Consider the following 25,330-nt stretch of genomic DNA (forward strand, 5'->3'; position numbering starts at 1 on the left):
TGGCTAGTAACTTCTTAGCTGAAATGATAAAATAAAACGAGTAGAAGAAAGGGAAGGTCGATAAACATGGAAGAAGTTGTCAAAATACATCAACTGGTAAAAAAGCTTTCTTTAGAAGTTGTCTATGGTGATGAGGAAAGTTTAAATAGAGAAATTACAACTGGCGATATTTCACGTCCCGGTTTAGAATTAACAGGTTATTTTAATTATTATCCGCATAATCGCTTACAGTTATTTGGTAGTAAAGAAATTACGTTTTCTGAACGCATGATTCAGGAAGAACGTTTAATGGTTATGCGTCGGTTATGTGAAAAAGATACTCCGGCTTTTATCATCTCTAGAGGATTAGAAGCACCAGCAGAAATGGTTCAAGCAGCGAAAGAAAAAGGTTTGGCTGTTTTACGCTCACCTATTTCAACGTCTAGACTATTGGGCGAATTATCCAGCTATTTAGATAGCCGCTTAGCAACAAGAACAAGTGTCCATGGCGTTTTAGTTGATGTTTACGGACTTGGTGTTTTGATTCAAGGTGACAGCGGCATCGGTAAAAGTGAAACTGCACTTGAATTGATTAAAAGAGGGCACCGTTTAATTGCTGATGATCGGGTTGATGTTTATCAACAAGATGAACTAACTGTCGTGGGTGAACCGCCTAAAATTTTACAACATCTAATTGAAATCCGCGGTATTGGAATTATTGATGTAATGAACTTATTCGGTGCAAGTGCTGTTCGCGGTTTTATGCAGGTTCAATTAGTTGTTTACCTAGAAGCATGGGAAAAAGATAAAAAATATGATCGTCTAGGTTCTGATGATACGATGGTCGAGATTGCCAATGTAGATGTGCCTCAAATTAGAATTCCAGTAAAAACTGGTCGAAATGTAGCAATCATTATTGAAGTAGCAGCAATGAATTTTCGTGCGAAAACAATGGGTTATGATGCAACAAAATCTTTTGAAGATCGCTTAACACGTTTAATCGAGGAAAATTCTGGAAATTAGGGAGGGAACCAAATGTTAGGACAAGTAAATCCAGTTGCATTTAACCTTTTTGGTATTGCAGTGTACTGGTATGCGATTATTATCGTCTCTGGAATCGTGCTAGCCGTTTGGTTAAGTAGTAGAGAAGCTGTTCGAGTAGGACTAAAGTCAGATGACGTTGTTGATTTTATGCTGTGGGGACTGCCCAGTGCGATCATTGGCGCACGTTTGTATTATGTAATTTTTCAATGGCAAGATTATGTAGATAATCCCATAGAAATCATTTTGACAAGAAATGGCGGGTTGGCAATTTATGGTGGTCTAATCGGTGGTGGCTTGGCATTATTCTTCTTTACAAGACATCGTTTTATTTCCACTTGGACTTTTCTTGATATAGCAGCACCGAGTGTAATTATAGCTCAAGCCATTGGTCGTTGGGGAAATTTCATGAATCATGAAGCATATGGCCCAGCAACAACACGTTCATTTTTAGAAAGTTTGCACTTACCTAAATTTATTATTGATAACATGAATATTGATGGAACCTATCATCAGCCTACCTTTTTATATGAATCTGTCTGGAACGTCGTAGGATTTATTGTCTTGATCTTATTAAGACGGAAAAAGAATTTCTTAAAAGAAGGTGAAGTCGCATTGAGTTACGTTATTTGGTACTCATTCGGCAGATTCTTCATTGAAGGAATGCGGACGGACAGTTTGTATGCTTTTGGTAGTATTCGGGTGTCACAAATATTTTCATTAGTACTATTTTTTGGAGCGATTATTCTACTAGTTATTCGTAGGAAAAAAGGAAATTTAAAATTCTATGATCGGGACAAAGGAACATTAAAAAAGACCATTTAGAACTGCCTATTCCAGTTAAGCTATGGTAAAATAGAAGTTGAGCATGTAGGGGAATTTTACTAGCAAACATGATTGCTTTAAAAGAACAGCTTAATAATGGTCTTACTCTAAAACAAACTGAGCAAACTGAGTTGGCTACTAGTAAAAGTAATTTTAAGCTAACCAAATTGCTCAGCTTTTCTTATTTTGAAAGGAGATTTTCACCAATGAAACAAAAAGTTGCTGTTTTAGGTCCCGGTTCATGGGGAACGGCATTGGCCCAAGTGTTAGCAGAGAATGGTCATGACGTTCGGATCTGGGGAAATAATAAAGCACAAATTGATGAAATCAATACGTATCATACGAATCGACATTATCTTCCAGATTTAGTCATTCCAGAATCAATTAAAGCTAATGAATCTTTAGAAGAATGTATTGCGGATGTTGATGCAGTTTTATTTGTTGTTCCAACAAAGGCAATCCGAACAGTCGCGCAAGAATTTACTGAAAAATGTAAAAATCAACCATTAATCATTCACGCAAGCAAAGGCTTAGAGCAAGGCAGTCACAAACGCATATCTGAAGTACTGATGGAAGAAATTCCTCAGGAAAAAAGAAAAGGTGTCGTTGTTTTGTCTGGACCAAGTCACGCGGAAGAAGTAGCTGTTCATGATATTACTACTATCACAGCCGCTAGCGAAGATTTAGCTGATGCAACTTATGTTCAGTCGTTGTTTATGAATGATTATTTTAGAATTTATACAAATGATGATGTTATAGGCGTAGAAACTGGTGCTGCTTTGAAAAATATTATTGCTTTAGGAGCAGGCGCAATTCATGGACTAGGGTTTGGTGATGATGCAAAAGCTGCAATTATGACTCGCGGGCTTGCTGAAATTAGCCGTTTAGGTGTCGCGATGGGCGCAAATCCCTTAACTTTTATTGGTCTGAGCGGAGTTGGCGATCTGATTGTTACTTGTACTAGTGTTCACTCTCGTAATTGGCGCGCAGGCAATTTACTTGGAAAAGGGCATAGTTTGGATGAAGTCCTTGAAAATATGGGCATGATAGTTGAAGGGGTATCTACAACCAAAGCTGCGTATGAGCTTTCCCAACAATTAAACGTGGATATGCCAATTACTGAAGCAATTTATAAAGTATTATACGAAGGTCAAGATGTAAAACAAGCGGCAAAAGAAATTATGTTACGTGACGGTAAAACAGAAAATGAATTTTCTATCTAATAAATTAGGAGGCCAAAAGGCATGAAAGTAAAAAAAGCGGTAATTCCAGCAGCTGGGTTAGGTACAAGATTTTTACCAGCGACTAAAGCGATGGCCAAAGAAATGCTGCCAATCGTTGATAAACCAACAATTCAATTTATTGTAGAAGAAGCTTTAGCTTCTGGTATCGAAGATATTTTAATTGTTACAGGAAAAGCAAAACGTCCAATCGAAGACCATTTTGACGCAAACTTTGAATTAGAAAGTAATCTTCGTGAAAAAAATAAAACGGATCTATTAAAATTAGTTGAAGAAACGACAGATGTCAATCTTCATTTTATCCGTCAATCTCACCCAAAAGGCTTAGGGCATGCAGTTTTACAAGCAAAAGCTTTTGTTGGTAATGAACCATTCGTTGTTATGCTAGGTGATGATATTATGGAAGACGAAATTCCACTATCAAAACAATTGATGAATGATTATGATGATACGCATGCATCAACGATTGCGGTGATGAAAGTACCGCATGAAGAAACATCAAAATATGGAATTATTAATCCAGAAGCAGAAGTATCTGACGGATTATACAATGTAAATAATTTTGTTGAAAAACCAAAACCAGAAGAAGCGCCAAGTGATTTGGCAATTATAGGTCGTTACTTGTTAACACCTGAAATTTTTCATGTGCTAGAATCACAAGAGCCAGGTGCTGGTGGAGAGATTCAATTAACAGATGCGATAGACACGTTAAATAAAACGCAACGCGTATTTGCTAGAGAATTTAAAGGCAAACGTTATGATGTTGGAGATAAGTTTGGCTTTATGAAAACTAGTATTGAATATGGTCTGATTCATCCAGAGGTTAAAGATAATCTACGCGAGTATATTATTGAGCTAGGTGCTCAACTTGCTGAGGAAGAAGAATAAAATAAAACAAGTCGTGTCAAAGCTGAGCTGAAATCGGTTTTGGCACGTTTTTGATTTTGTATGAGTAAACGCTAGAATTGTTCTGTCTTCTTTTTTATAATATGTTAAAATTAAGATAACAAAAATTAACTGAATAATTTGTGAAAAACACTAGTTGGTGTTATTCTAAGAACATGAAATAATTGATGGGAGGAGTAAGCGTATGACAGGTGGAGGAGTTGCAGCGATTATTGCAGCCGTAGCATTTGCTGTATTAGTAGTATTTTTAATCTTAGTCTTAATCAAGATTGGTAAAACTGTAGAAAAAGTTATGACCACAGTTGATGAAGCAAATAAAACAATTGAGGTTGTAACGCAAGATGTCGATATTTTATCTAGGCAAGTTGAGGGACTTTTAGTGAAAAGTAACGAATTGCTGGATGATGTGAATAAAAAAGTAGCTACAATCGATCCTTTATTCGAAGCGGTAGCAGATTTAAGTGAAAGTGTTTCTGAGTTGAACTATTCTAGTAAAAACTTAATTGGAAAAGTTGGCTCTATGGGTAAAACAACAGCCAAAGCAGGTGTTGTGAGTAAAGTCGGTGGAGCAGCATTTCGCGCATTTAGAACAAAGAAAACACCAAAAACAAATGAATCTACAAAATAAAAAAAGATAGTGAGGGAATAACTATGGCAAAAAAAGGCGGATTTTTCTTAGGAGCAATTATTGGGGGAACTGCAGCAGCAGTAGCAGCACTTTTATTTGCACCAAAATCTGGTAAAGAATTACGTGAAGATTTAGCGAATCAAGCAGATGATTTCAAAGATAAAGCAGGGGACTATACAGACTATGCAATGCAAAAAAGTTCTGAGTTATCTTCAATCGCAAAAGATAAAGCTAGTGCGCTAGGTGAACAAGCAGGCGATTTAGCTGATAATGTAAAAGACAAAACAAAAGATTCTTTAGATAAAGCTCAAGATGTTTCTGATACAGTTTTAGAATCTTTCAAAAAACAAACAGGTGATTTATCAGAACGTTTTAAAAAATCTGCTAAAGATGTTAATGATCAAGTAGATGAATTAGGTAACATTGCTGAAGACGCATCAGATGACATTTTCATTGATGTCAAAGAATCAGCAAAAAAAGCGAAAGACACTGTCTCTGAAGGTGTGGCTGAAGCAAAAGAAGCAACAAAAGATGTACCTGAAAAAGCGAAAGAAGCAAAAGAAGATACAAAAAAAGCTGTTAAAGATACAGTTGACGATGTAAAAGGTAAATAAACAAAAACTAAAAAAGCATGATTCCATAGCTATCAAAAGTATGGAATCATGCTTTTTTATTAATCGATAATCGTTAATTCTTTTGGTGTTTTTGTAAAAGCTTCACAACCATTTTTCGTTACGTGTAAACAATCCTCAATCCTAACTCCGACTTTTTCTGGAATGTAGATACCAGGCTCAATAGAAAAACACATACCTTCTTCAATAACTAAATCGTTTCCCGTTACTAAAGATGGAAATTCATGGACGGTTGTCCCAATACCATGTCCTAAACGATGGTTAAAATATTCGCCATAACCATAGCCGCTAATAACACCTCGAGCAATCTCATCCAGTTCTCCAGCAGTAATACCTGGTTTCACAGCATCCATTGCTTTTAGTTGTGCTTCTAAAACAATTGAGTAAATCTCATTTTGGAAATCGCTTGGCTGCTTGTAAGCTACAGTTCGAGTAACATCGCTACAATAACCGTTATAAACTACCCCTAAATCAAATAGAACTAGATCGTGTTTTGCGACAGCTGTACTGCCAGGATTGCCATGTGGGCTAGCAGCATTTTTTCCAGTTAAAACAAGCGTATCAAAACTCATTTGAGAAATTCCTTGCCGTTTTAATTGGTACTCAATTTCAGCGAGGATTTCTTGTTCTTTTGCGCCTTCTTTGATAGCTTTAAAACCAATTTCTAAAGCGACATCAGCCCAGCTGCCAGCATCCATTAACTTACTAATTTCATCTGGTGTTTTAAGTAGTTGAAGCTTTTCGATTTTTGGTGTGACATTCGGTGAAAAATCACAAGCTGGGAAGTAATGATTTAAAATATCAAAACGTGCTACAGATAAAGCATCTTTTTCAGTAGCAATTTTATTGGGTAAGCCATTTTGTTTAATTAATTGGGCAATTTTTTCCCAAGGGTTCTCGCTGTCAAGATACCCATAAACTGGATAAATCCAAGAGCTTTTTTCTGCATCTTCAACTTCTAACGCTGGAGTAAATAAAAAAGGATCATGGTTTAATGAAATAAATAAAGCCAGTACTCGTTCATGAGGATCACTTTTATAACCTGAAAAATAAGCAATATGCCCTGGATCACTAATATAAGTAAGATCGATATTTTCACTAGCCATCCATTTTTTTAGTTCATTGATTTTTTCTTGATTCATAAATATCCTTCTTTCTTCTCTATCTAATTGCTTGAAAAACTTACCTTTATCATACCACGAAATAACTTAAAGCGCTTTTTGAAATTAATAGTAAATTTTCATGAAAATAGGATTAAAACGGTTGCAAAAACAAAAAAAGTCTGATATTCTTATTTAGAAATGTAAACAGCGTTTTCAGAAAATAGAAATAAATATAGATATTTAGGAGAATAAACATGGAAAAACAAACAATTACAATTTATGATGTTGCTCGTGAAGCGAATGTATCGATGGCGACTGTCTCTCGTGTAGTAAACGGTAACCCCAACGTAAAACCAGCAACTCGAAAAAAAGTTTTAGAAGTAATTGACCGCTTAGATTATCGTCCAAATGCTGTAGCTCGTGGGTTAGCAAGTAAAAAGACAACAACTGTAGGAGTTATCATTCCTGACGTTAGTAATATCTTTTTTGCTTCATTAGCTCGCGGTATTGATGATGTTGCTACTATGTACAAATACAATATTATTCTAGCTAATTCAGATGGTAATGACCAAAAAGAAGTGAATGTGTTAAATAATCTTTTAGCTAAACAAGTTGATGGCATTATTTTTATGGGTCATCATATTACAGATGAAATTCGCGGTGAGTTTTCTCGTTCGAAAACACCGGTTGTTTTAGCAGGATCAATTGATCCAGATGAACAAGTTGGCAGTGTTAATATTGATTACGCTGAGGCTACAAAAGATGCGACGAGTATCTTAGCTAAAAATGGCAACAAAAAAATTGCTTTTGTCAGCGGCGCATTAATTGATCCTATTAATGGACAAAACCGTATTAAAGGCTACAAAACTGCTTTAGCGGATAATGGATTAACTTATAACGAAGGCTTAATTTTTGAATCTGAATATAAATTTAAAGATGGTATAAGTTTAGCTGAACGTGTGCGTAATAGTGGGGCAACAGCTGCTTATGTTACTGATGATGAGTTAGCTATTGGCTTATTGGATGGAATGATTGATGCTGGTGTGAAAGTACCAGAAGAATTTGAAATCATTACAAGTAATAATTCATTATTAACAGAAGTTTCTCGTCCTCGTCTTTCAAGTGTTACTCAACCTTTATATGATATCGGTGCGGTAGCAATGCGTTTACTAACAAAATTAATGAATAAAGAAGAAATCGAAGATAAAACAGTTGTTTTACCATATGGTATCGACGAAAAGGGTTCAACTAAATAAAGTAAAAAGCAGAGTGGACACAATCCGCTCTGCTTTTTTGTTCAAAATGATTTGATTTAGATGTTAGTAAAGTGTTGAATAATTTGATTCAGCGTTTCAGCTGCATTTTCACCGGCTCGCTCATTGTAGTAAGCAGCAAAACGTTCATCTGCGGCATACATTAGACCTAGGTTTGCATGTAGTTCAGTTGAGTAGTCAAGTGACGTGTAGTTTAACCATTCTTTATGTTTTAAGAAAACCGTTTTTGCCTCATCTGATTTGAAATCCTGACTCACTATCACTAATTTCAATGCTGCAAGCATTTCTTTTTCAGTATTTTCCATCTTAGTAAAATCTTCTTCACTAAGATTAAGCCATTTCTGATTAGAATCTTCTATGGTTTTTTCACCATATTTTTCACGAATTTCTTTGCCGTATTTTTTTTCATTTTCTTCTAATTTTGATTGTTTAAAACCTGCAAATTTTTCTTTATCCGTCATAGTTATTTCTCCTTTTTGGTAACGTAATGTTTTTTCGACAGTCAGGATTAGATGATCGATTTGGTTTCTTTTTTCTAATAGTTGCTGGTAGTGATTTTGTAAGGCCTCTTTAGGATCATAGTTAGGTGTTTCCAATAATTTTAGAATTTCTTCTAATTTCATATCTAATGAACGGTAAAAAAGGATCTGCTGCAGTCGATCGATTTCCTTTGTACCATAAATACGATAGCCAGAAGAGTTTATCCGCGCGGGTTTTAATAAATTAATTTCATCATAGTAGCGTAAAGTACGTGTACTAATTCCAGATAATTCAGCAACTTTTTTGATTGTATATTCCATCTTTTCCCCTCCTGTATCTTGAGTATAAACCTTTACTTAACGTCAAGGTCAAGCCTTTTATTAGAATAACATATTTGAATATTATGTTTAAATGAGAATCTAGGATTTACAAATGCTTTAGGAAAGAGTAAAATTTTTAAATAAAGTTAAAAATAAAAGGGGTTGTTGTGTAGATGAAGCTGATTGAGACACCAATTAAGAAAAATTTAGATTTAGAATATTTTTATCCAAATATTACAAGATTTATTTTTGGGGCTAAAGCGATTAAATTTTTTAAATTATACGCATTAGATCGCACTCAAATTGTATACGCCGATGCGTACGATAAAATTGATATAATCATGATTAACACTAAAAAGAAAATTACGAAACAAGAAGTAGATTACGTGATTAAGCGACTTTTAAACACAGCAAGAGAAGAAGTGGAAGTACACGTTGGTATTAAGAATGAGATGCTTCAAAAAGGTTATTCATTTAGTGCACCTAGAAAAGATATTATTTTAATCCAAAAAACAATTGAATAATCTAAAAGCAGAAGGGAAATCTAGCATCAATGATTAGATGTGTTCTCTTCTTTTCCTTATATAGAATTTTTTGAAACAAAAAATAATAGTTTTATGATAAGAGAGAGCTTTATTAATAGTAAAAACCATAAAAATAGTAGGCTTTCTCTTCGTTCTTTGATAAAATGAGGGTATGCAATGAAAGGAAGAGTGAAAGTTGAAAGAACTATTTCATAAATATAAGGAAGTAATTTCTTATCTGATTTTCGGAGTCGCTACGACAATCGTCAATATTGTAATTTTCTTTGTGTGTAAGGACGTTCTGGGAATTGATTATAAAATAAGCAATGCGATTGGCTGGTTTTTGTCGGTCCTATTCGCATTCTTTACAAATAAGTACTTTGTTTTTTCTAGTAAACATGAGGATTTCCGTTCTTTTATGGTGGAAATGTTTTTATTTTATTGGTATCGTGTGCTTTCTTTTGTCGTTGATATGGGTTTGATGATGTTGATGATTGAAATGATGCATATCTCAGATTTTTGGGCAAAAATGGTGACGCAGGTGGCTGTTATTGTACTGAATTATTTCTTTAGTAAGTTTCTTATTTTTAAGAAAAAAGTTTCGTAGAGAAATAGGATTGATCTGTTAAAAGATTTAGAGTTTAGTTACATTGAAGTAGCGAATTTATAAATAGTAAAGGGTGGCTTAAGGACATGAACAGAGTTTACAGTGATGACAGTTTAACATTACATACCGATTTATATCAAATCAATATGATGCAGACATACTGGCAGTTAGGACGGGCGGATCTTCATTCTGTTTTTGAATGTTATTTTCGTGAGATGCCGTTTAAACACGGATATGCTATTTTTGCTGGTTTAGAACGTTTAGTTGATTATTTAGAGAACTTAACTTTTACAGAAAGTGATATTGCTTATCTTAGAGAAGTTGAGAACTACCCTGAAGAATTCTTGGCATATTTAAAGAATTTTGAATTTAAATGTACAGTACGCTCGGCATTAGAAGGAGATTTAGTTTTTAATAATGAACCATTAATACAGGTGGAAGGTCCTTTGGCACAATGTCAGTTGATCGAGACAGCTTTGTTAAATATGGTTAATTTTCAAACGCTAATTGCAACAAAAGCAGCACGAATTAAATCAGTTATTGGAGAAGATCCCTTGATGGAATTTGGTACTCGCCGCGCTCAAGAATTAGATGCAGCTGTCTGGGGAACGCGTGCAGCATTTATTGGAGGCGCAGATGCAACTAGTAATGTCCGTGCCGGAAAAATTTTTGGTATCCCAGTTAGCGGAACGCATGCACATTCTTTAGTTCAATCATATGGTAATGATTATGACTCTTTTAAAGCCTATGCCGAAACTCATCAAGATTGTGTTTTCTTAGTAGATACTTATGATACGCTGAAATCAGGAGTTCCTAGCGCGATTCGAGTGGCTAAGGAAATGGGAAATAAGATTAATTTCTTGGGCGTACGCTTGGACAGTGGTGATATGGCCTATATCTCTAAACGAGTACGTGAACAGCTGGATGAAGCTGGATATCCTGAAGCAAAAATCTATGCCTCAAATGATTTAGATGAAAATACAATTTTAAGTTTAAAAATGCAAAAAGCGAAGATTGATGTTTGGGGAGTAGGCACGAAATTAATCACGGCTTATGACCAGCCTGCTTTAGGTGCAGTCTTTAAATTAGTTTCTATAGAAGATGAAAATGGCGTGATGAAAGATACTATTAAGCTTTCAAGTAATGCAGAAAAAGTGACTACTCCAGGGAAAAAGCAAGTATGGCGCATTACACGCAAATCAGATAAAAAATCTGAAGGAGATTATGTTACATTATGGGATGAAGATCCTCGTGAACAAGAAGAGATTTATATGTTCCATCCAGTGCATACCTTTATCAATAAAACTGTTCGAAATTTTGAAGCCAGAGCTGTTTTACAAGATATTTTTATTGAAGGTAAACGGGTTTATGAAATGCCGACATTGGAAGAAATTAAACATTATGCAAAAGAAAATCTTGATTCACTCTGGGAAGAATACAAACGTGATTTGAACCCGCAAAAGTATCCTGTTGATTTATCTACAGAATGTTGGAATCATAAAATGCGGTTACTAGAAAAAGTTCGAGTAGATGTAAAGGCCCTAACAGAAGATAAATAAACTTGGAGGGATTTTTAATGGAGACGTTACAACAATCAATTATTAAAGAATTAGGTGTGAAACCAGAAATTGATCCACAAGAAGAAATTCGAAACAGTATCAATTTTTTGAAAGAATACTTATATAAATATCCATTTTTAAAAACGTTTGTATTAGGAATTAGCGGTGGTCAAGATTCAAGTTTAGCAGGACGTTTGGCACAATTGACAATGGAAGAAATGCGCCAAGAAACAAAAAACGAAGCATATCAATTTGTTGCCGTCCGTTTGCCTTATGGTGAACAGGCTGATGAAGCGGATGCAAAAAAAGCTCTAGACTTCATTCAACCAGATGTTTCTTTACGAGTAAATATTAAACCGGCAATTGATGCATGTACCGATTCACTTGCAGAAGCGACTGTTTCAATTAGTGATTTTAATAAAGGAAATATGAAAGCTCGTCAACGAATGATTGTTCAATATGCAATTGCTGGTGAACACGCTGGTGCTGTTATTGGGACCGATCACGCAGCTGAAAATATTACTGGTTTTTATACGAAATATGGTGATGGCGGAGCGGATATTTTACCTCTATTTCGTTTAAATAAACGACAAGGAAAAGCCTTATTAAAAGAATTAGGTGCGCCTGCTGAACTTTATCTTAAGGTTCCGACAGCTGATTTAGAAGATGACAAACCTTTAGTTGCGGATGAAGTAGCGCTTGGTGTGACATATGATGATATTGATGATTATGTTGAAGGTAAACTTGTTTCAGATAAAGCGAAAGAAACAATTGAAAATTGGTATAAAAAAACACAGCATAAACGTCATATGCCGATTACGATTTTTGACGATTTTTGGAAGTGAATTATACTTAAGACAAAATAGTGTGAAATTATTAGGTGCGAATCCCTATTGCACATAGAAACACTAGGGAATTCGCACCAAATTTATAGAGAAAAAAGTTGTTTTTACGGTCTTTCTCTCATTTTTCTTTAATCATTACAAAAGTTTTGTGTGAAAAAAAGTTTTTTTAAGCAATTATTGCTTAAAATGCTCGTTTTTCACAGTCTCACTCTTTATTGAGTGAGACTAAAATAACACATGATTTCATTATGCTTAGTTCATCTAAGTATTAAGCAAACAAAACTATTTTACCTAAAAAAGTTATCATAAAGGCTTGTATAAGCCTTTATTTTTTATATAACCATCCAATTCAAAAATTTATTCCCCTTTTTTTTTCAAATCATTAAAAAAAGTGTAAAATTGTTATACTTATGAGAAAAGAATGTTAAAATATTCTACAATTAGATTATCTATTATGAAAAGAAAGAGAATGAAAATATGAAAAAGTTGTTTAGGAAAAAAAGAGATATTGATAATGAGGTTTTCTCTCCGGTTGAAAAGAAATCTCAAACTAGCGATTTACGTATTCCAGATAATATAAAAGGTTTATCAGATCAAGAAGTACAGCAACGCTATGCGGAAGGAAAAGTTAATAAAGAGACTGAAGATTTATCACGAACAACAAAACAAATTATTTTAGACAATTCATTAACGTTATTTAATTTTATTAACTTATTTTTAGCGGTATCTGTTTTCTTAGTGGGTTATCCTAAGAATGCTTTATTTTTCTGGATTATTATTGTTAATACAGCAATTGGGGTTATTCAAGAAATTCACGCTAAAAAAACGATTGATAAGCTTTCTCTTGTAAATAAAACAGAAGTAACTGTGTTGAGAGAAAACCGCTTAGTTACTGTTTTACAAGACGAGATAGTATTGGATGATGTTTTAGTCTTAGCATTGGGTAATCAGGTTCCTTCTGATGGAATAGTGATTCATTCGGAGAGTTTAGAAGTTGATGAATCTTTATTAACTGGAGAATCTGATAAAATCACTAAGCAAAATGGCGATAAGATTATGAGTGGTAGTTTTATTACTTCTGGATTAGGCTATGTACAAATTACTGCAGTCGGTGAAGATAATTTTGTTTCAAAACTATCTAAAGAAGCTAAAACAGAGAAAAAATCAACATCAGAATTAATGAATTCGCTAAATTTATTGATTAAAGGTTTGACTTTTGCCATTGTACCGATCGGACTACTTTTATTTTGGTCGCAATATCAATCAACACAGTCGTTTCCAAAAACCGTTTTAGGCGTCTCAGGTGCATTGATTAGTATGATTCCTGAAGGTTTAATGCTTTTAACTAGTGTGGCTTTCGCCGTAGGAGCTGCGAACTTAGCTAGAAAACAAACCCTAATTCAACGTTTATCATGTATTGAAACATTGGCTCGTGTTGATACAATTTGTTTGGATAAAACAGGGACGATTACAGACGGAACTTTGACGTTTAAAGAATTAATTCCCCAAGCTGGTTTTCCTGCTAGTGAGATTGAACATGCAGTAGGAGAGATGATGATTGGGTTATCAGATCAAAATGCAACAGCTAAAGTATTACGAAGTCAATTTCCATTGCAGCAGGCAACTTGGAAAGTAAAAGATGCTGTTCCATTTTCTTCTGAACGAAAATGGAGTGGGGTTTCATTTGAAGAAAAAGGATCATTTGTTATGGGAGCTCCAGAGTTCATTTATTCAGATGTTCCAGAAGATTTAAAAGAGAAATTAGCACCTTACAATGAACAAGGTGATCGTGTGCTGATTTTAGTTCATTTTAATGACGAACTAACAAGTTCTGGTTTACCTCAAGCGAAAGAGACGGTTGGGATTTTTATTATTGCAGATACGATTCGTGAGAATGCTATCGATACTTTTTCATACTTTGTAAAGCAAGATGTCACATTAAAAGTTATTTCCGGTGATAATCCAATCACTGTTTCTCAGATTGCAAAACAGGCTGGTATTGAAGGTGCTGAAAATTTTGTTGATATGAGCAAGATTAAAGATACAGATAATTTTAATGATTTAGTTGAAAAGACGACGGTTTTTGGTCGCGTAACTCCCTATCAAAAGAGAGAATTGATTCAGGCGCTAAAAGAAAATGGTCATACAACTTGTATGACGGGGGACGGCGTTAACGATATTTTATCTTTACGAGAAGCAGATGTTAGTGTAGCGATGGCAAGCGGAAGTGATGCTGCGCGTGCTGTGTCCGATGTTGTTTTATTAAATTCGGATTTTAGTTCAATGATTCAAGTTTTAAATGAAGGTCGTCGCGTGATTAATAATATTGAGCGAGTGGCTTCTATGTATATGGTAAAAACAATTTATTCAGCGATTTTAGCTGTAACCTTTATTTTTCTATTTTTACCTTATCCTTTTGCACCATTGCAATTGACTCCAATCAATACATTAACGGTTGGTATACCTTCGTTTATTTTAGCGTTGGAGCCAAATTATCAGCGGATTAAAGGACATTTTCTAACGAATATTTTGAGGATTTCTGTTCCGGGAGCATTGACGGTCGTGTTTAACATACTTGTCTTACAATTGGCAGGTGCTTGGTTTGATTTAACGCATCAGGATGTATCAACAATGAGCGTATTACTTACTGGTTGTGTTGGTTTCCAAGTATTGTTACGAGTTGCTCGACCATTAGATTTAAAGAAAAAAGTTATGATCGGCTTATTATTAGCGGCCTTTCTTGTTTGTTTCTTATTCTTTGGCGATTTCTTTATGTTGACGTCGTTGTTTACAAGAAATGTTTTATTCTACTTACCATTAATTCTTGGTAGTCGTTCGATCTTTAACTATATGTCATTGTTTATGACAAGAGCTGTTTATGAAATTGAAAAGAGACAAGAGAAAAGAAAGACTAAAAAGAGAAAACGTGTGATTTAATTATTTCAAGGGACTTAGAGGCTGAGACAAAAGCGTTTAGCTCCGAGAACCGGGTAGGTACTGTGCAACATCAACTCGGTTCTCGTTGTGTTTTACAGCAATAAGAAGGGATTCACGAAAATTGCCAAGAATCACCATGAGCTTGCGAATGGATGATAATTGGTACCTACTCGGTGCTCTTCAAATTTTTGAACCAAGTAGGTACTATTCTACATCAGTTCGTACCTCACTGTGTTTCATAGCAATTTCGGCTTATTTCCGAAGCCTTCAATTCTTAGAGCTTTAGCTCTTAGAAATTGTTGTGATCGGAACGAAGTGGAGTAGCTGCTTTTTTTTCGCCATTTATTTGGATCTAGTGAGTGAAACAAAACTGATCTTTAGTTTTGCCCCACTCACTATTTTTTACGTTTAATTGATTACAAGAACGATTAGTTGCAATGAAAATTTTATCTTGTTAAACTTAAATTGAAAAAAATGTAGATTTTTTGTATTAAAAACTTGTATGTGTAAGTTAGCTATAGGAGGAAAGATCGATGGATGGTAGCAAAATTAATGGGAAAGATGTCACAGAAGAACAGCTTATAGAAGAAGGCTATCGCAAGTATTCAGGCGAGAAATTGGATATTTATTATAGCAAGGATATTTGTGAACATATCGGCAACTGTGTTCGTGGTAATTCAGATGTTTTTGAAGTAGGTCGCAGACCATGGATTATTGCTGATAACGGTAGTGTAGATGATGATATTCGAGTGATTAATACTTGTCCAAGCGGTGCATTGAAATATATTAAGAAGGGATAAAACACAATTATGGAAATCAAAGAAGAAAGAAATCGTTTTGTTTTATTTAATGATGAAAATCAAGAAATTGGTGAAATGACTTGGTCGGATGCTGGTGAAGAAATAATGATTATTGATCATACCTATGTTGATCCAGCATATCGTGGACAAAAATTAGCAGAAAAATTAGTTTTAAAAGGCGTAGAAAAAGCACGTCACGATGGGAAAAAGATCATTCCGCTATGTCCCTTTGCAAAAAAAGAATTTGATACAAAACCTGAATATTCCGATGTATTAAGAGGTTAAAAGTGAAAAAAACTTACTTGTTCAATAAATAATAAAATCTACCTTTATGTCCGAATTGACTAATGTTTATCAAATTAAACTGGTATTTAATAATGAAATATGCTAAAGTATAGTAGATGTATTTTGTGAGTAAGGGAGAATTAGACTATGTATAATTTTATTTTAACACTTGTAATCATCCTATCAGTAGTGTTGGTTATTGCCGTTATGATGCAGCCAAGTAAACAAAATAGTGCTGCTAGCGCATTTACAGGAGGCGCAGACAAACTTTTCGGTAAACAAAAAGCACGTGGATTTGAAGCTGTTATGCAACGTGCAACAGCGATTATTGGTGCTGTATGGATGTTATTGTTATTTATTTTAGTACTTTTATCATCAAAGTAAGCCTTTGAAGTCCCTCGTTAGTGAGGGGCTTTTTTCTATAAATAAATGAAAAAACAAGAAGCCAAAAATCATTGATTAGCTTTCTTTTCATAAGGTTTTCCGAAGGGAATATGATAGAATAAGAATGAGGTGAATTGAAAGTGAAAATAATAAATCTACCTAAGCCATTATTTACAGAAAATGGTACTCGTGCTGTGTTACTTTTACACGCTTATTCAGGAAGTAGTAACGATGTTAGAATGTTGAGCCGTTACTTAGAGAAAGAAAATTATACCGTATATTCGCCGAATTTTTCAGGGCATGCAACTTTTTCTCCAGAAAATATTTTAGAAAAGTCAACTTCAGATTGGTGGCAGGATACACTAGATGCAATCCAGTTTCTAAAAGAAAAAGGCTATCGGCAAATTGCTGTATTTGGACTTTCAATGGGTGGCATTTTTACAATGAACGCATTAACTGAGCAAATCGACGGAATTGTTGGTGGAGGATTTTTTTGTTCACCAATTTTTCCCGTAAAAAATAATGTGCCGGAAAATTTCGTACTTTATTCTGAAGGGGTTTTAAAAAGAGCTGAAGTTTCTGAGCCGGAACAAAAGGAAAGGCTAGCCAAAATTAAAGAAGCGTCATTGGTTCAATTAAAAGATATTGAGTCATTTTCTACGCAAACAGCTGCAAAATTAGGACAAGTAACGGTTCCAGTTTTTATGGCTCAAGCAGGCAATGATGAAATGGTTGATGCTATGGGTGTCTTTAAAACAGCGCAAGCGTTAACTCAAACCCGCAATACATTAAACTGGTACCCGAACAGTGGTCACGTTATCACCGTAGGACCAGACCGAAAACAATTAGAACAAGACGTCGTAAGCTTTTTAAATACATTGTCTTGGAACGAGGTGAAAGAATGACTAAAGAAACAATCAAAGAGAAAATCTTATTTTTCATGGAAAGCCACACTAAAAAAAGTTTTTCCATGGAAGAAATCGCTGAAGGATTGCAATTACAAAAAAGTAATGATTTCAAATTACTTGTTCAAACAATTGCGATGATGGAACGCGAAAAATTAGTTGAATTTACAAAAAAAGGTAAGATTCGTCTACCTCAAAAAAATATTGCTATTGAAGGGACATTTCGAGCAAATGAACGTGGCTTTGGTTTTGTGACAATTGATCCGGAAGAGCCGGATGTTTATATTCCTAAAGAAGCTGTTAATTTTGCGATGGACGGTGATAAGGTAGCCATAGATATTGTTCAACCGGCAGATCCGTTTTCAGATCGCGGAGCAGAAGGAAAAGTTATAGAAATTAAAGAGCGTGCGATTACCCAAGTTGTCGGAGAATTTATCGCATATGATGAAAAAGAAGTTAGTGAAACAGATCTTTACGGTTATGCTGTCCCAAAAGATAAAAAAATGACTGGTTTGACTTTCAATATTGCAGCGCAAGGCATTAAGCCCGTAGACGGTAGCATCGTTATAGTCGAAGTGACTCACTATCCTGAAAAAGAATATCCCAGAAGTTTAGAAGGATTGGTAAAAAAAGTTATTGGTCATAAAAATGATCCTGGCATGGATATTTTATCAATCGTTGTAGCTCACGGAATCCCAACTAGTTTTCCTGATGAAGTTGTTGCAGAAGCCGATAAAGTGCCGGATTCAATTTCAGAAAGTGATTTAAAAGGACGTAGAGATTTACGTGACCAAGTGATTGTCACGATTGATGGTGAAGATGCGAAAGATTTAGATGATGCGGTAACAGTTCGCAAGTTGGAAAATGGCAATTATTTCTTAGGTGTCCATATTGCAGATGTTTCTTATTATGTGACTGAGGGGAGTCAGCTGGATCAAGAAGCTTATGAGCGCGGCACCAGTGTTTATTTAACAGATCGCGTAGTTCCAATGATTCCTCAGCGACTTTCCAATGGTATTTGTTCACTGAATCCTCATGTCCCTCGTTTAACAATGAGTTGTGAGATGGAGATTACACCAGAAGGAAATGTTGTCAATCATGATATTTTCCAAAGCGTGATTCAGACAACTGAACGAATGACTTATACTGCAGTGAATGAAATTTTAGAAGAGCAAAATCCAGAAACGATGGATCGTTATAAAAATTTAGTCCCAATGTTTAAGGAAATGGGCGAGCTACATCATATTCTCGAACAGATGAGAGAACGCCGTGGTGCAATTTCATTTGAAGATCGAGAAGCAAAAGTGTTGGTTGATTCTAACGGTCACCCACAAGATATTTTATTACGAACACGTGGTGTGGGTGAACGCTTGATTGAGTCGTTTATGCTAGCGGCTAATGAAACGATTGCCAAACACTTTAATGACTTAAAATTACCATTTATCTATCGAATCCATGAACAACCTAAAGAAGAAAAAATGCAGCGTTTCTTTGATTTTGCAGCAGTTTTAGGTATTTTGGTTAAAGGAACTAAAGCAGATATTACGCCGAAAGATTTACAAAATGTTTTAGAACAAGTTAGTGATAAACCAGAAGAAGCTGTGATTAATACAATGTTATTACGAAGTATGCAGCAAGCACGTTATTCGGAAGATAATTATGGTCATTATGGACTAGCAGCAGATGACTATACACATTTTACATCGCCTATTCGTCGCTATCCGGACTTAATTGTTCATCGTTTGATCCGAAGCTATAGTGGGACTATTTCAGAGGCATTAAAGGAAAAATGGGATCAAGCCCTTCCTGATATTGCTGATCATAGTTCCAAGATGGAACGCCGGGCAGTGGAAGCAGAGCGTGAAGTTGACTCGATGAAGAAAGCTGAGTTTATGGCAGACAAAATTGGTGAAGAGTACGAAGGGATTATCAGTTCAGTTACTCGTTTTGGGATTTTTATTGAATTGCCGAACACAATCGAAGGGTTAATCCATGTAAACAGCTTGAAACAAGATTATTTCCATTTTATTGAAAATCATATGGCACTTGTTGGTGAACGGACAGGTATGACACTGAAAATTGGGCAAAAAGTCAAAATTAGAGTAGAAAAGGCTGATCCTGAAACAAAAGAGATTGATTTTGAATTTCTTGAAGCAGAAGAAGTGGAACGACTAGAAACACCAAAACAAAAGAAACGCCAAGATCCGCGAAAAAATCGACCAACTGATCGAAAAGAAAAAAACAAAAAGCCTTTTACTCAAAAGAAAAACAAGAAAAAAGGCAAAAAACCATTTTATAAAGAAGTGGCGAAAAAGAAAAAAGGTAAGAACAAGAAGAAATAAGTAGAAAATGGAGGAATGTGTATGCCAAAAGGAGAAGGCAAGTTAATTGCCCAAAATCGTAAGGCTAGACATGACTATACAGTTGTTGACACAATGGAAGCAGGAATTGTTTTACAAGGAACTGAGATTAAATCTATTCGAAATGGACGAATCAATTTAAAAGATGGCTTTGCCCGTATTAGAAATGGCGAAGCTTACCTGATGAATGTTCATATCAGTCCTTATGAACAAGGAAATATTTTCAATCACGATCCATTGCGGACTAGAAAATTGTTATTACACAAAAAACAAATAGCGAAATTAGTAGCAGAAACAAAAAATACAGGGATCACGATTATTCCCTTAAAAGTCTATATAAAAAATGGTTATGCAAAAGTTCTAATCGGACTGGCTAAGGGTAAGAAACAATATGATAAACGAGAAGATTTGAAACGCAAAGAAATTGATCGTCAAATTAGCCGGACGTTAAAAAGCAATTCTCGCTAAGTGGTAAGCTATTTGTTCTATTCGAAAGAAAATAATTCTTTTGAAGTGTGATTATATTCTTTTTCGCATATTTCATTTCTTTGCTTTATCTTAAGTGAAAAGTTTGATAAAGTGTAAGAAAACTGATGTGTTTTCATCGTTTTTTCAGTAACCGGCTGTCATACGACAAAGTACCAACAGGACCCTGTTTTTCTAATAGTCAGTCAGATTAAAAGAAGTGTCTTATTTTCATGAAATTGTTTTGAAATTATTCAACGTTGGTGGTATGATACGTGTGGTTAAGAAATTGAAGCTCTTTTAAGCTTCCCGTAAGTTTGTTGGAAAAGAGGTGAAATAATTTGGAAGAGAAGACACTGCTCTTCAGGATTGGGCCAATTTGGTTTGACGGAACCATTTGTATAATGGTGCTGTTAACATGTGTCATTGTCTTTGGATTAGTATATTTCTGCACAAGAAATCTACAAATGAAACCTAAAGGCAAGCAAAATGTCATTGAGTATCTCATTGATTTTGTTCGGAGTATCATCTCCGACAATATGCCAAGTAAAGAAGTAACCAATTTTCACCTGCTATCATTTACAATGTTTATGTTTGTTTTAGTTGCCAACATCATTGGTCTAGTAACAAAGGTTGTAATTGGTGATTACTCGTACTGGAAAAGTCCAACGGCTGATCCATTCGTTACCTTGACATTAGCATTAATTATGATCGTTTTAACACATTTCTTCAGTGTTAGCCGGTTCGGTCTGAAAGGCTATTTTAAAGTTAGCTTTTTAAGTCCCGTGTCCTTTTTAATGCCGATTAAGATCATGGAAGAATTTACGAATTTGCTTACTCTAGCATTGCGTTTGTACGGAAATATTTTCGCTGGAGAAGTATTGTTAGGACTAATTGCAAGTATTGTATCCAGCACCGGACTTTGGGCAATACCTTTAGCAATACCACTAGAGATGATCTGGTTAGCTTTTTCAATATTCATCGGTGCAATCCAAGCATTTATTTTTGTAACATTATCAATGGTTTACATGGCTCATAAAATTGAAGTCGAAGAATAAATAATTAATAAAAAAACACTTTTTTCTTAGGAGGAAAACAAAAATGGACGGATTAAATTATATCGCAGCAGCAATCGCAGTTTTCGGAGCAGCAATCGGAGCGGCTTATGGTAACGGAAAAGTTATCTCTAAAACACTTGAATCAATGACTCGCCAACCAGAAATGGCTGGACAATTAAGAACAACAATGTTTATCGGGGTAGCCTTGATCGAAGCGGTTCCTATTCTAGGTGTAGTTATTGCATTGTTATTAGTGTTTAAATAATCTCTTAGAAGGCAGGACGCTGAGTTTTTTGAAAACACTACGTCGCTGCTTTCTTTGCTGCGAAACACTGCGATTGCCTCTGGCAGAGTAGATGTTGAGCAGTACTTGGCGACCAAAGGGAGCGAAGTAACCATGATCTATTTTGTGTTACTACCTAACAACTCAGTTGGATAGAGTGTAGAAAGCAAAGCTCAAAGCGTTTAGAACCTGCGATTGCCACTGGCAGAGTAGATGTTGAGCAGTACTTGGCGACCAAAGGGAGCGAAATTTCAATTAAAACACAGTAAAAACTACCGAGAATGGCAGAGAAAGGAAGTTGAGACTTCATGCTAGATCAATTAGTAGTCGGTGAAGCAGCAACCCCTAGCACAACAATAGGCACAATGATTGTTGTCAGTGGTGCGTTTCTAATTTTGATGCTTCTAATCAAAAAATTCGCATGGGGAGCAATCACTGATCTTTTACAGAAACGTGAAAATAAAATTGCCAATGATTTAGATTCTGCAGAGAAATCTCGAATCGCAGCAGCTAAGTTAGAAGAAGAACGTCAAAATAAATTGCTTTCTTCTAAATCAGAAGCTGCAGATATTATTAAAGATGCGAAAGAGAGCGGAGATCAAAACCGTCAAAAAATCTTAACAGAAACAAATGATGAAGTTTCACGTTTAAGAGAAAAAGCCCGTCAGGATATTTCTCAAGAACATGAAGAAGCACTAGCTTCTGTTAAAGATGAAGTAGCGAGTTTATCTTTACAAATTGCAGAGAAAATTTTAAATAAAGAATTAACACCAGACGCACATGAGGCGCTGATTAATTCTTATATTGAAGGTTTGGGTAAATCAAATGAAGTTAGATAAATATACGGTAGGTAAACGCTACGGTAAAGCTTTGTTTGAATTGGCGATTGAAAAGCAAGAAGCCGATAGCATTTATCAAGAGTTACTCAAACTTAGAGAAGTATATCAAGAAGTTCCAGAATTAGGAGATATCTTAAGTGATGTTCGTTTGGAACCCTATGAAAAAGACGAGATCATGAAACAACTAGTTAGTGGTTTCGAAGGAACAGTAAAAAACTTTCTATTTGTGGTTTATAACTATACTCGTATGAATGATCTGTTATTAATGATTGATGAATATGAAAGAAGATATGATGAACACAAGAGTTTACTGTTAGGCACAGCTTTAACTGCTGTACCATTAACAAAAGAACAACATCAATTAATGGAAGAAAAAGCAGCTAAGCTTTTAGGTTATGAAAAAGCAAGTTTAGTAAATCTGATCGATCCAAGTATCGTCGGTGGCGTCGTGATAGAAGCAAATTATAAAGTAATTGATGGAAGTATCCATAAGCAATTAGAACAAATTCAAGAAATGTTATTAAAATAACGTTCAGCACAATAAAGAGGTGAATTGAATGGCTATCAAAGCGGAAGAAATCAGTGCCTTGATTAAGGAACAAATTGAAAACTATCAACAAGAATTAGCGGTTGAAGAAATAGGAACTGTAACATACGTTGGTGACGGGATTGCCCGCGCTCATGGATTGGAAAATGCAATGAGTGGAGAGCTTGTTGAATTTTCTAATGGCTCATACGGAATGGCGCAAAACTTGGAAACGAATGACGTCGGTATTATCATTTTAGGTGATTTTGAAACCATTCGAGAAGGCGATAAAGTCAAACGTACTGGCAAAATCATGGAAGTACCTGTCGGCGAAGCAATGATCGGTCGTGTTGTAAATCCGTTAGGTCTGCCAGTCGATGGATTAGGCGAAATCAAAACAGATAAAACACGTCCAGTTGAAGCAGCAGCCCCTGGTGTTATGCAAAGAAAATCTGTTGACGAACCAATGCAAACTGGACTAAAAGCAATTGATGCTCTTGTACCAATTGGTCGTGGTCAGCGTGAATTAGTTATCGGTGACCGTAAAACAGGTAAAACATCGATCGCTATTGATACAATCATTAACCAAAAAGGGCAAGATGTGATTTGTATTTATGTCGCTATCGGGCAAAAAGAATCTACAGTTCGTAATCAAGTTGAAACGTTGAGACAATATGGCGCGCTTGATTATACAATTGTTGTAACAGCTGGAGCATCGCAACCAGCACCATTACTGTACATTGCACCTTATGCTGGAGCAGCAATGGGCGAAGAATTTATGTATAACGGCAAACATGTTTTGATTATTTTTGATGATTTATCAAAACAAGCAGTCGCTTATCGTGAACTTTCATTATTATTACGTCGTCCTCCAGGTCGTGAAGCGTATCCAGGTGATGTTTTCTACCTACATTCACGTTTATTAGAACGGGCAGCAAAATTGAGTGATGAGCTAGGTGGCGGTTCAATGACTGCTTTACCATTTGTTGAAACCCAAGCTGGAGATATCTCTGCTTATATTCCAACAAACGTCATTTCAATTACTGATGGCCAGATTTTCTTAGAAAGTGATTTGTTTTATGCTGGAACACGTCCGGCCGTTGATGCGGGACTTTCTGTATCACGGGTTGGTGGTTCTGCTCAAATCAAAGCAATGAAAAAAGTTGCTGGAACTCTCCGTTTAGATTTAGCTAGCTATCGTGAATTAGAAGCTTTCACACAGTTTGGCTCTGATTTAGATGCTGCAACACAAGCAAAATTAAATCGTGGACGTCGAACAGTTGAAATCTTAAAACAAAAATTACATGCGCCATTAGCTGTTGAAAAACAAGTTGTGATTTTATATGCGTTGACTCATGGCTTCTTGGACAGTATCAGTGTAGCGAAAATCTTAGAGTTTGAGTCAGAATTGTTTGATTATATTGATGGTAAACATCCTGAATTATTTGAAACAATCCGTACAACAAAAGACTTACCAAAATCAGAAGATTTAGATGCAGCAATTAGCGAATATAAAGAAATTTTCAGTGCATCTAATTCGGAAGGATCAGCTGCCAAAGCAACACTTGAATCTATTCAAAATGCGTAAGAGAGGTGACAAGAATTGGGTGCTTCATTAAACGAAATCAAACAACGCATTGCGTCAACGAAAAAAACAAGTCAAATTACTAATGCGATGCAGATGGTTTCAGGAGCTAAACTGACAAAATCAGAAGCAGCTTCCAGAAGCTTTCAAGAATATGCATCAAAAATCCGTTCGATTGTTACCCATCTCGTTGCATCACAGTTAAATGATTTGGAAGAATTGGATTCTTACGATAGTGAAGAGGCATCTGCTACGGGGAATTATCATGCGATGTTGACCTCACGTCCAGTTAAAAAAACTGGGTATGTGGTAATTACTTCTGATAAAGGATTGGTTGGCGGATATAATAGTTCCATTTTAAAACAAACAATGAAAATGATGGGAGACGATCATGCTTCTCAAGAAGAATTTGTGTTAATTGCTATTGGTGGAACTGGTGCAGATTTCTTTAAAGCACGTGGCATCAACGTAGCATACGAACTTAGAGGACTGAGCGATCAACCAAGTTTTGATGAAGTGAGAAAAATTGTATCGGCTGCGACAACAATGTATGAAAACGAAGTCTTTGATGAATTATATGTTTGTTACAATCACCATATCAATTCGTTAACTAGCCAATTTCGTGTTGAAAAAATGTTGCCAATTTCTGATTTAGATCCGGAAGAAGCAACAACTTATGAACAAGAATATATTTTAGAACCTTCAGAAGAAGCAATTTTAGATAATTTATTACCTCAATATGCAGAGAGTTTGATCTATGGTGCGATTATTGATGCAAAAACGGCTGAACATGCTGCTGGTATGACAGCTATGAAAACTGCAACAGATAATGCGCAAAATATTATTAGCGATTTGACCATCTCCTATAACCGAGCTCGCCAAGGTGCGATTACACAAGAAATTACTGAAATCGTTGCTGGAGCAGCTGCATTGGAATAA

The 25,330-nt window shown here is 35.4% G+C and carries 26 protein-coding genes; 24 read left to right on the top strand and 2 right to left on the bottom strand.

The window, feature by feature from the left end; translation table 11 throughout:
- Nucleotides 1–66: 66 nt before the first annotated feature.
- The 6 genes from hprK to C240_RS05025 all read left to right on the top strand — a co-directional run bounded on the left by hprK (nt 67) and on the right by C240_RS05025 (nt 5,234).
- Nucleotides 67–1,002, top strand: a complete 936-nt coding sequence (hprK, locus tag C240_RS05000) for an HPr(Ser) kinase/phosphatase (RefSeq protein WP_271491832.1) — start codon at nt 67–69, stop codon at nt 1,000–1,002.
- Between the two features lie 12 nt (nt 1,003–1,014).
- Nucleotides 1,015–1,845: a prolipoprotein diacylglyceryl transferase gene (lgt, locus tag C240_RS05005; RefSeq protein ID WP_271491834.1), complete on the top strand. Its 831-nt coding sequence runs from the start codon at nt 1,015–1,017 to the stop codon at nt 1,843–1,845.
- Between the two features lie 206 nt (nt 1,846–2,051).
- On the top strand, nt 2,052–3,068 hold the full coding sequence (locus C240_RS05010; RefSeq protein WP_271491836.1) for an NAD(P)H-dependent glycerol-3-phosphate dehydrogenase: 1,017 nt from the start codon (nt 2,052–2,054) through the stop codon (nt 3,066–3,068).
- Nucleotides 3,069–3,089: 21 nt separating this feature from the next.
- A complete protein-coding gene (gene galU / locus C240_RS05015; protein WP_271491838.1) occupies nt 3,090–3,974 on the top strand; it encodes a UTP--glucose-1-phosphate uridylyltransferase GalU in 885 nt (294 codons plus the stop codon).
- Nucleotides 3,975–4,176: 202 nt separating this feature from the next.
- A complete protein-coding gene (locus C240_RS05020) occupies nt 4,177–4,620 on the top strand; it encodes a DUF948 domain-containing protein (protein ID WP_271491840.1) in 444 nt (147 codons plus the stop codon).
- A 23-nt stretch (nt 4,621–4,643) separates the two neighbouring features.
- Nucleotides 4,644–5,234: a YtxH domain-containing protein gene (locus C240_RS05025; RefSeq protein ID WP_271491841.1), complete on the top strand. Its 591-nt coding sequence runs from the start codon at nt 4,644–4,646 to the stop codon at nt 5,232–5,234.
- Nucleotides 5,235–5,293: 59 nt separating this feature from the next.
- Here the strand turns inward: C240_RS05025 and C240_RS05030 are convergent, their stop codons facing one another.
- Nucleotides 5,294–6,394, bottom strand: coding sequence for an aminopeptidase P family protein (locus C240_RS05030; RefSeq protein WP_271491843.1), 1,101 nt, complete (start codon nt 6,392–6,394; stop codon nt 5,294–5,296).
- A 215-nt stretch (nt 6,395–6,609) separates the two neighbouring features.
- Here C240_RS05030 and ccpA point away from each other — a divergent pair, with 215 nt between their 5' ends.
- Entirely contained in the window at nt 6,610–7,611 is a 1,002-nt protein-coding gene (ccpA, locus tag C240_RS05035) for a catabolite control protein A (RefSeq protein ID WP_271491845.1), read from the top strand.
- Nucleotides 7,612–7,667: 56 nt separating this feature from the next.
- Here ccpA and C240_RS05040 read toward each other — a convergent pair whose 3' ends face one another.
- Nucleotides 7,668–8,429, bottom strand: a complete 762-nt coding sequence (locus tag C240_RS05040) for a MerR family transcriptional regulator (RefSeq protein WP_271491847.1) — start codon at nt 8,427–8,429, stop codon at nt 7,668–7,670.
- A gap of 173 nt (nt 8,430–8,602) precedes the next feature.
- Between C240_RS05040 and C240_RS05045 the strand changes: the two genes are divergently transcribed.
- The 17 genes from C240_RS05045 to C240_RS05125 all read left to right on the top strand — a co-directional run bounded on the left by C240_RS05045 (nt 8,603) and on the right by C240_RS05125 (nt 25,330).
- Entirely contained in the window at nt 8,603–8,953 is a 351-nt protein-coding gene (locus C240_RS05045) for a DUF1827 family protein (protein ID WP_271491849.1), read from the top strand.
- A gap of 196 nt (nt 8,954–9,149) precedes the next feature.
- Nucleotides 9,150–9,560, top strand: coding sequence for a GtrA family protein (locus tag C240_RS05050; protein ID WP_271491851.1), 411 nt, complete (start codon nt 9,150–9,152; stop codon nt 9,558–9,560).
- A gap of 86 nt (nt 9,561–9,646) precedes the next feature.
- Nucleotides 9,647–11,119 carry a nicotinate phosphoribosyltransferase gene (locus tag C240_RS05055; RefSeq protein ID WP_271491853.1) on the top strand — a complete coding sequence of 491 codons (1,473 nt, stop codon included), beginning with the start codon at nt 9,647–9,649 and terminating at the stop codon, nt 11,117–11,119.
- Nucleotides 11,120–11,136: 17 nt separating this feature from the next.
- Entirely contained in the window at nt 11,137–11,964 is an 828-nt protein-coding gene (nadE, locus tag C240_RS05060) for an ammonia-dependent NAD(+) synthetase (protein ID WP_271491855.1), read from the top strand.
- Nucleotides 11,965–12,441: 477 nt separating this feature from the next.
- Complete coding sequence (locus C240_RS05065; RefSeq protein ID WP_271491857.1) at nt 12,442–14,901, top strand: cation-translocating P-type ATPase; 2,460 nt, start codon at nt 12,442–12,444, stop codon at nt 14,899–14,901.
- 533 nt (nt 14,902–15,434) lie between these two features.
- Nucleotides 15,435–15,701, top strand: coding sequence for a (4Fe-4S)-binding protein (locus tag C240_RS05070; RefSeq protein ID WP_271491859.1), 267 nt, complete (start codon nt 15,435–15,437; stop codon nt 15,699–15,701).
- A gap of 9 nt (nt 15,702–15,710) precedes the next feature.
- A complete protein-coding gene (locus tag C240_RS05075; RefSeq protein ID WP_271491861.1) occupies nt 15,711–15,986 on the top strand; it encodes a GNAT family N-acetyltransferase in 276 nt (91 codons plus the stop codon).
- 147 nt (nt 15,987–16,133) lie between these two features.
- Nucleotides 16,134–16,370 carry a preprotein translocase subunit SecG gene (secG, locus tag C240_RS05080; protein WP_271491863.1) on the top strand — a complete coding sequence of 79 codons (237 nt, stop codon included), beginning with the start codon at nt 16,134–16,136 and terminating at the stop codon, nt 16,368–16,370.
- Between the two features lie 140 nt (nt 16,371–16,510).
- The gene (locus tag C240_RS05085) at nt 16,511–17,275 is read left to right on the top strand and encodes an alpha/beta hydrolase (RefSeq protein WP_271491865.1); all 765 of its coding nucleotides are present in this window, start codon (nt 16,511–16,513) and stop codon (nt 17,273–17,275) included.
- A complete protein-coding gene (gene rnr / locus C240_RS05090) occupies nt 17,272–19,617 on the top strand; it encodes a ribonuclease R (RefSeq protein ID WP_271491867.1) in 2,346 nt (781 codons plus the stop codon). Before C240_RS05085 ends, rnr begins: the two co-directional genes overlap by 4 nt.
- A gap of 21 nt (nt 19,618–19,638) precedes the next feature.
- Nucleotides 19,639–20,103 carry an SsrA-binding protein SmpB gene (smpB, locus tag C240_RS05095; protein ID WP_271491870.1) on the top strand — a complete coding sequence of 155 codons (465 nt, stop codon included), beginning with the start codon at nt 19,639–19,641 and terminating at the stop codon, nt 20,101–20,103.
- Nucleotides 20,104–20,441: 338 nt separating this feature from the next.
- Entirely contained in the window at nt 20,442–21,158 is a 717-nt protein-coding gene (gene atpB / locus C240_RS05100; RefSeq protein WP_271491873.1) for a F0F1 ATP synthase subunit A, read from the top strand.
- A 43-nt stretch (nt 21,159–21,201) separates the two neighbouring features.
- Nucleotides 21,202–21,423, top strand: a complete 222-nt coding sequence (gene atpE, locus C240_RS05105; protein ID WP_086331600.1) for a F0F1 ATP synthase subunit C — start codon at nt 21,202–21,204, stop codon at nt 21,421–21,423.
- A 326-nt stretch (nt 21,424–21,749) separates the two neighbouring features.
- The gene (gene atpF / locus C240_RS05110) at nt 21,750–22,280 is read left to right on the top strand and encodes a F0F1 ATP synthase subunit B (RefSeq protein WP_271491878.1); all 531 of its coding nucleotides are present in this window, start codon (nt 21,750–21,752) and stop codon (nt 22,278–22,280) included.
- A complete protein-coding gene (gene atpH / locus C240_RS05115) occupies nt 22,267–22,809 on the top strand; it encodes an ATP synthase F1 subunit delta (RefSeq protein ID WP_271491880.1) in 543 nt (180 codons plus the stop codon). The genes atpF and atpH overlap by 14 nt, the downstream gene beginning before the upstream one ends.
- Before the next feature lie 28 nt (nt 22,810–22,837).
- The gene (gene atpA / locus C240_RS05120; RefSeq protein WP_271491882.1) at nt 22,838–24,394 is read left to right on the top strand and encodes a F0F1 ATP synthase subunit alpha; all 1,557 of its coding nucleotides are present in this window, start codon (nt 22,838–22,840) and stop codon (nt 24,392–24,394) included.
- A gap of 15 nt (nt 24,395–24,409) precedes the next feature.
- Nucleotides 24,410–25,330: a F0F1 ATP synthase subunit gamma gene (locus C240_RS05125; protein WP_271491884.1), complete on the top strand. Its 921-nt coding sequence runs from the start codon at nt 24,410–24,412 to the stop codon at nt 25,328–25,330.

It is taken from the genome of Enterococcus sp. 5H (genome assembly GCF_028128615.1).
Taxonomy (GTDB): Bacteria; Bacillota; Bacilli; order Lactobacillales; family Enterococcaceae; genus Enterococcus_L.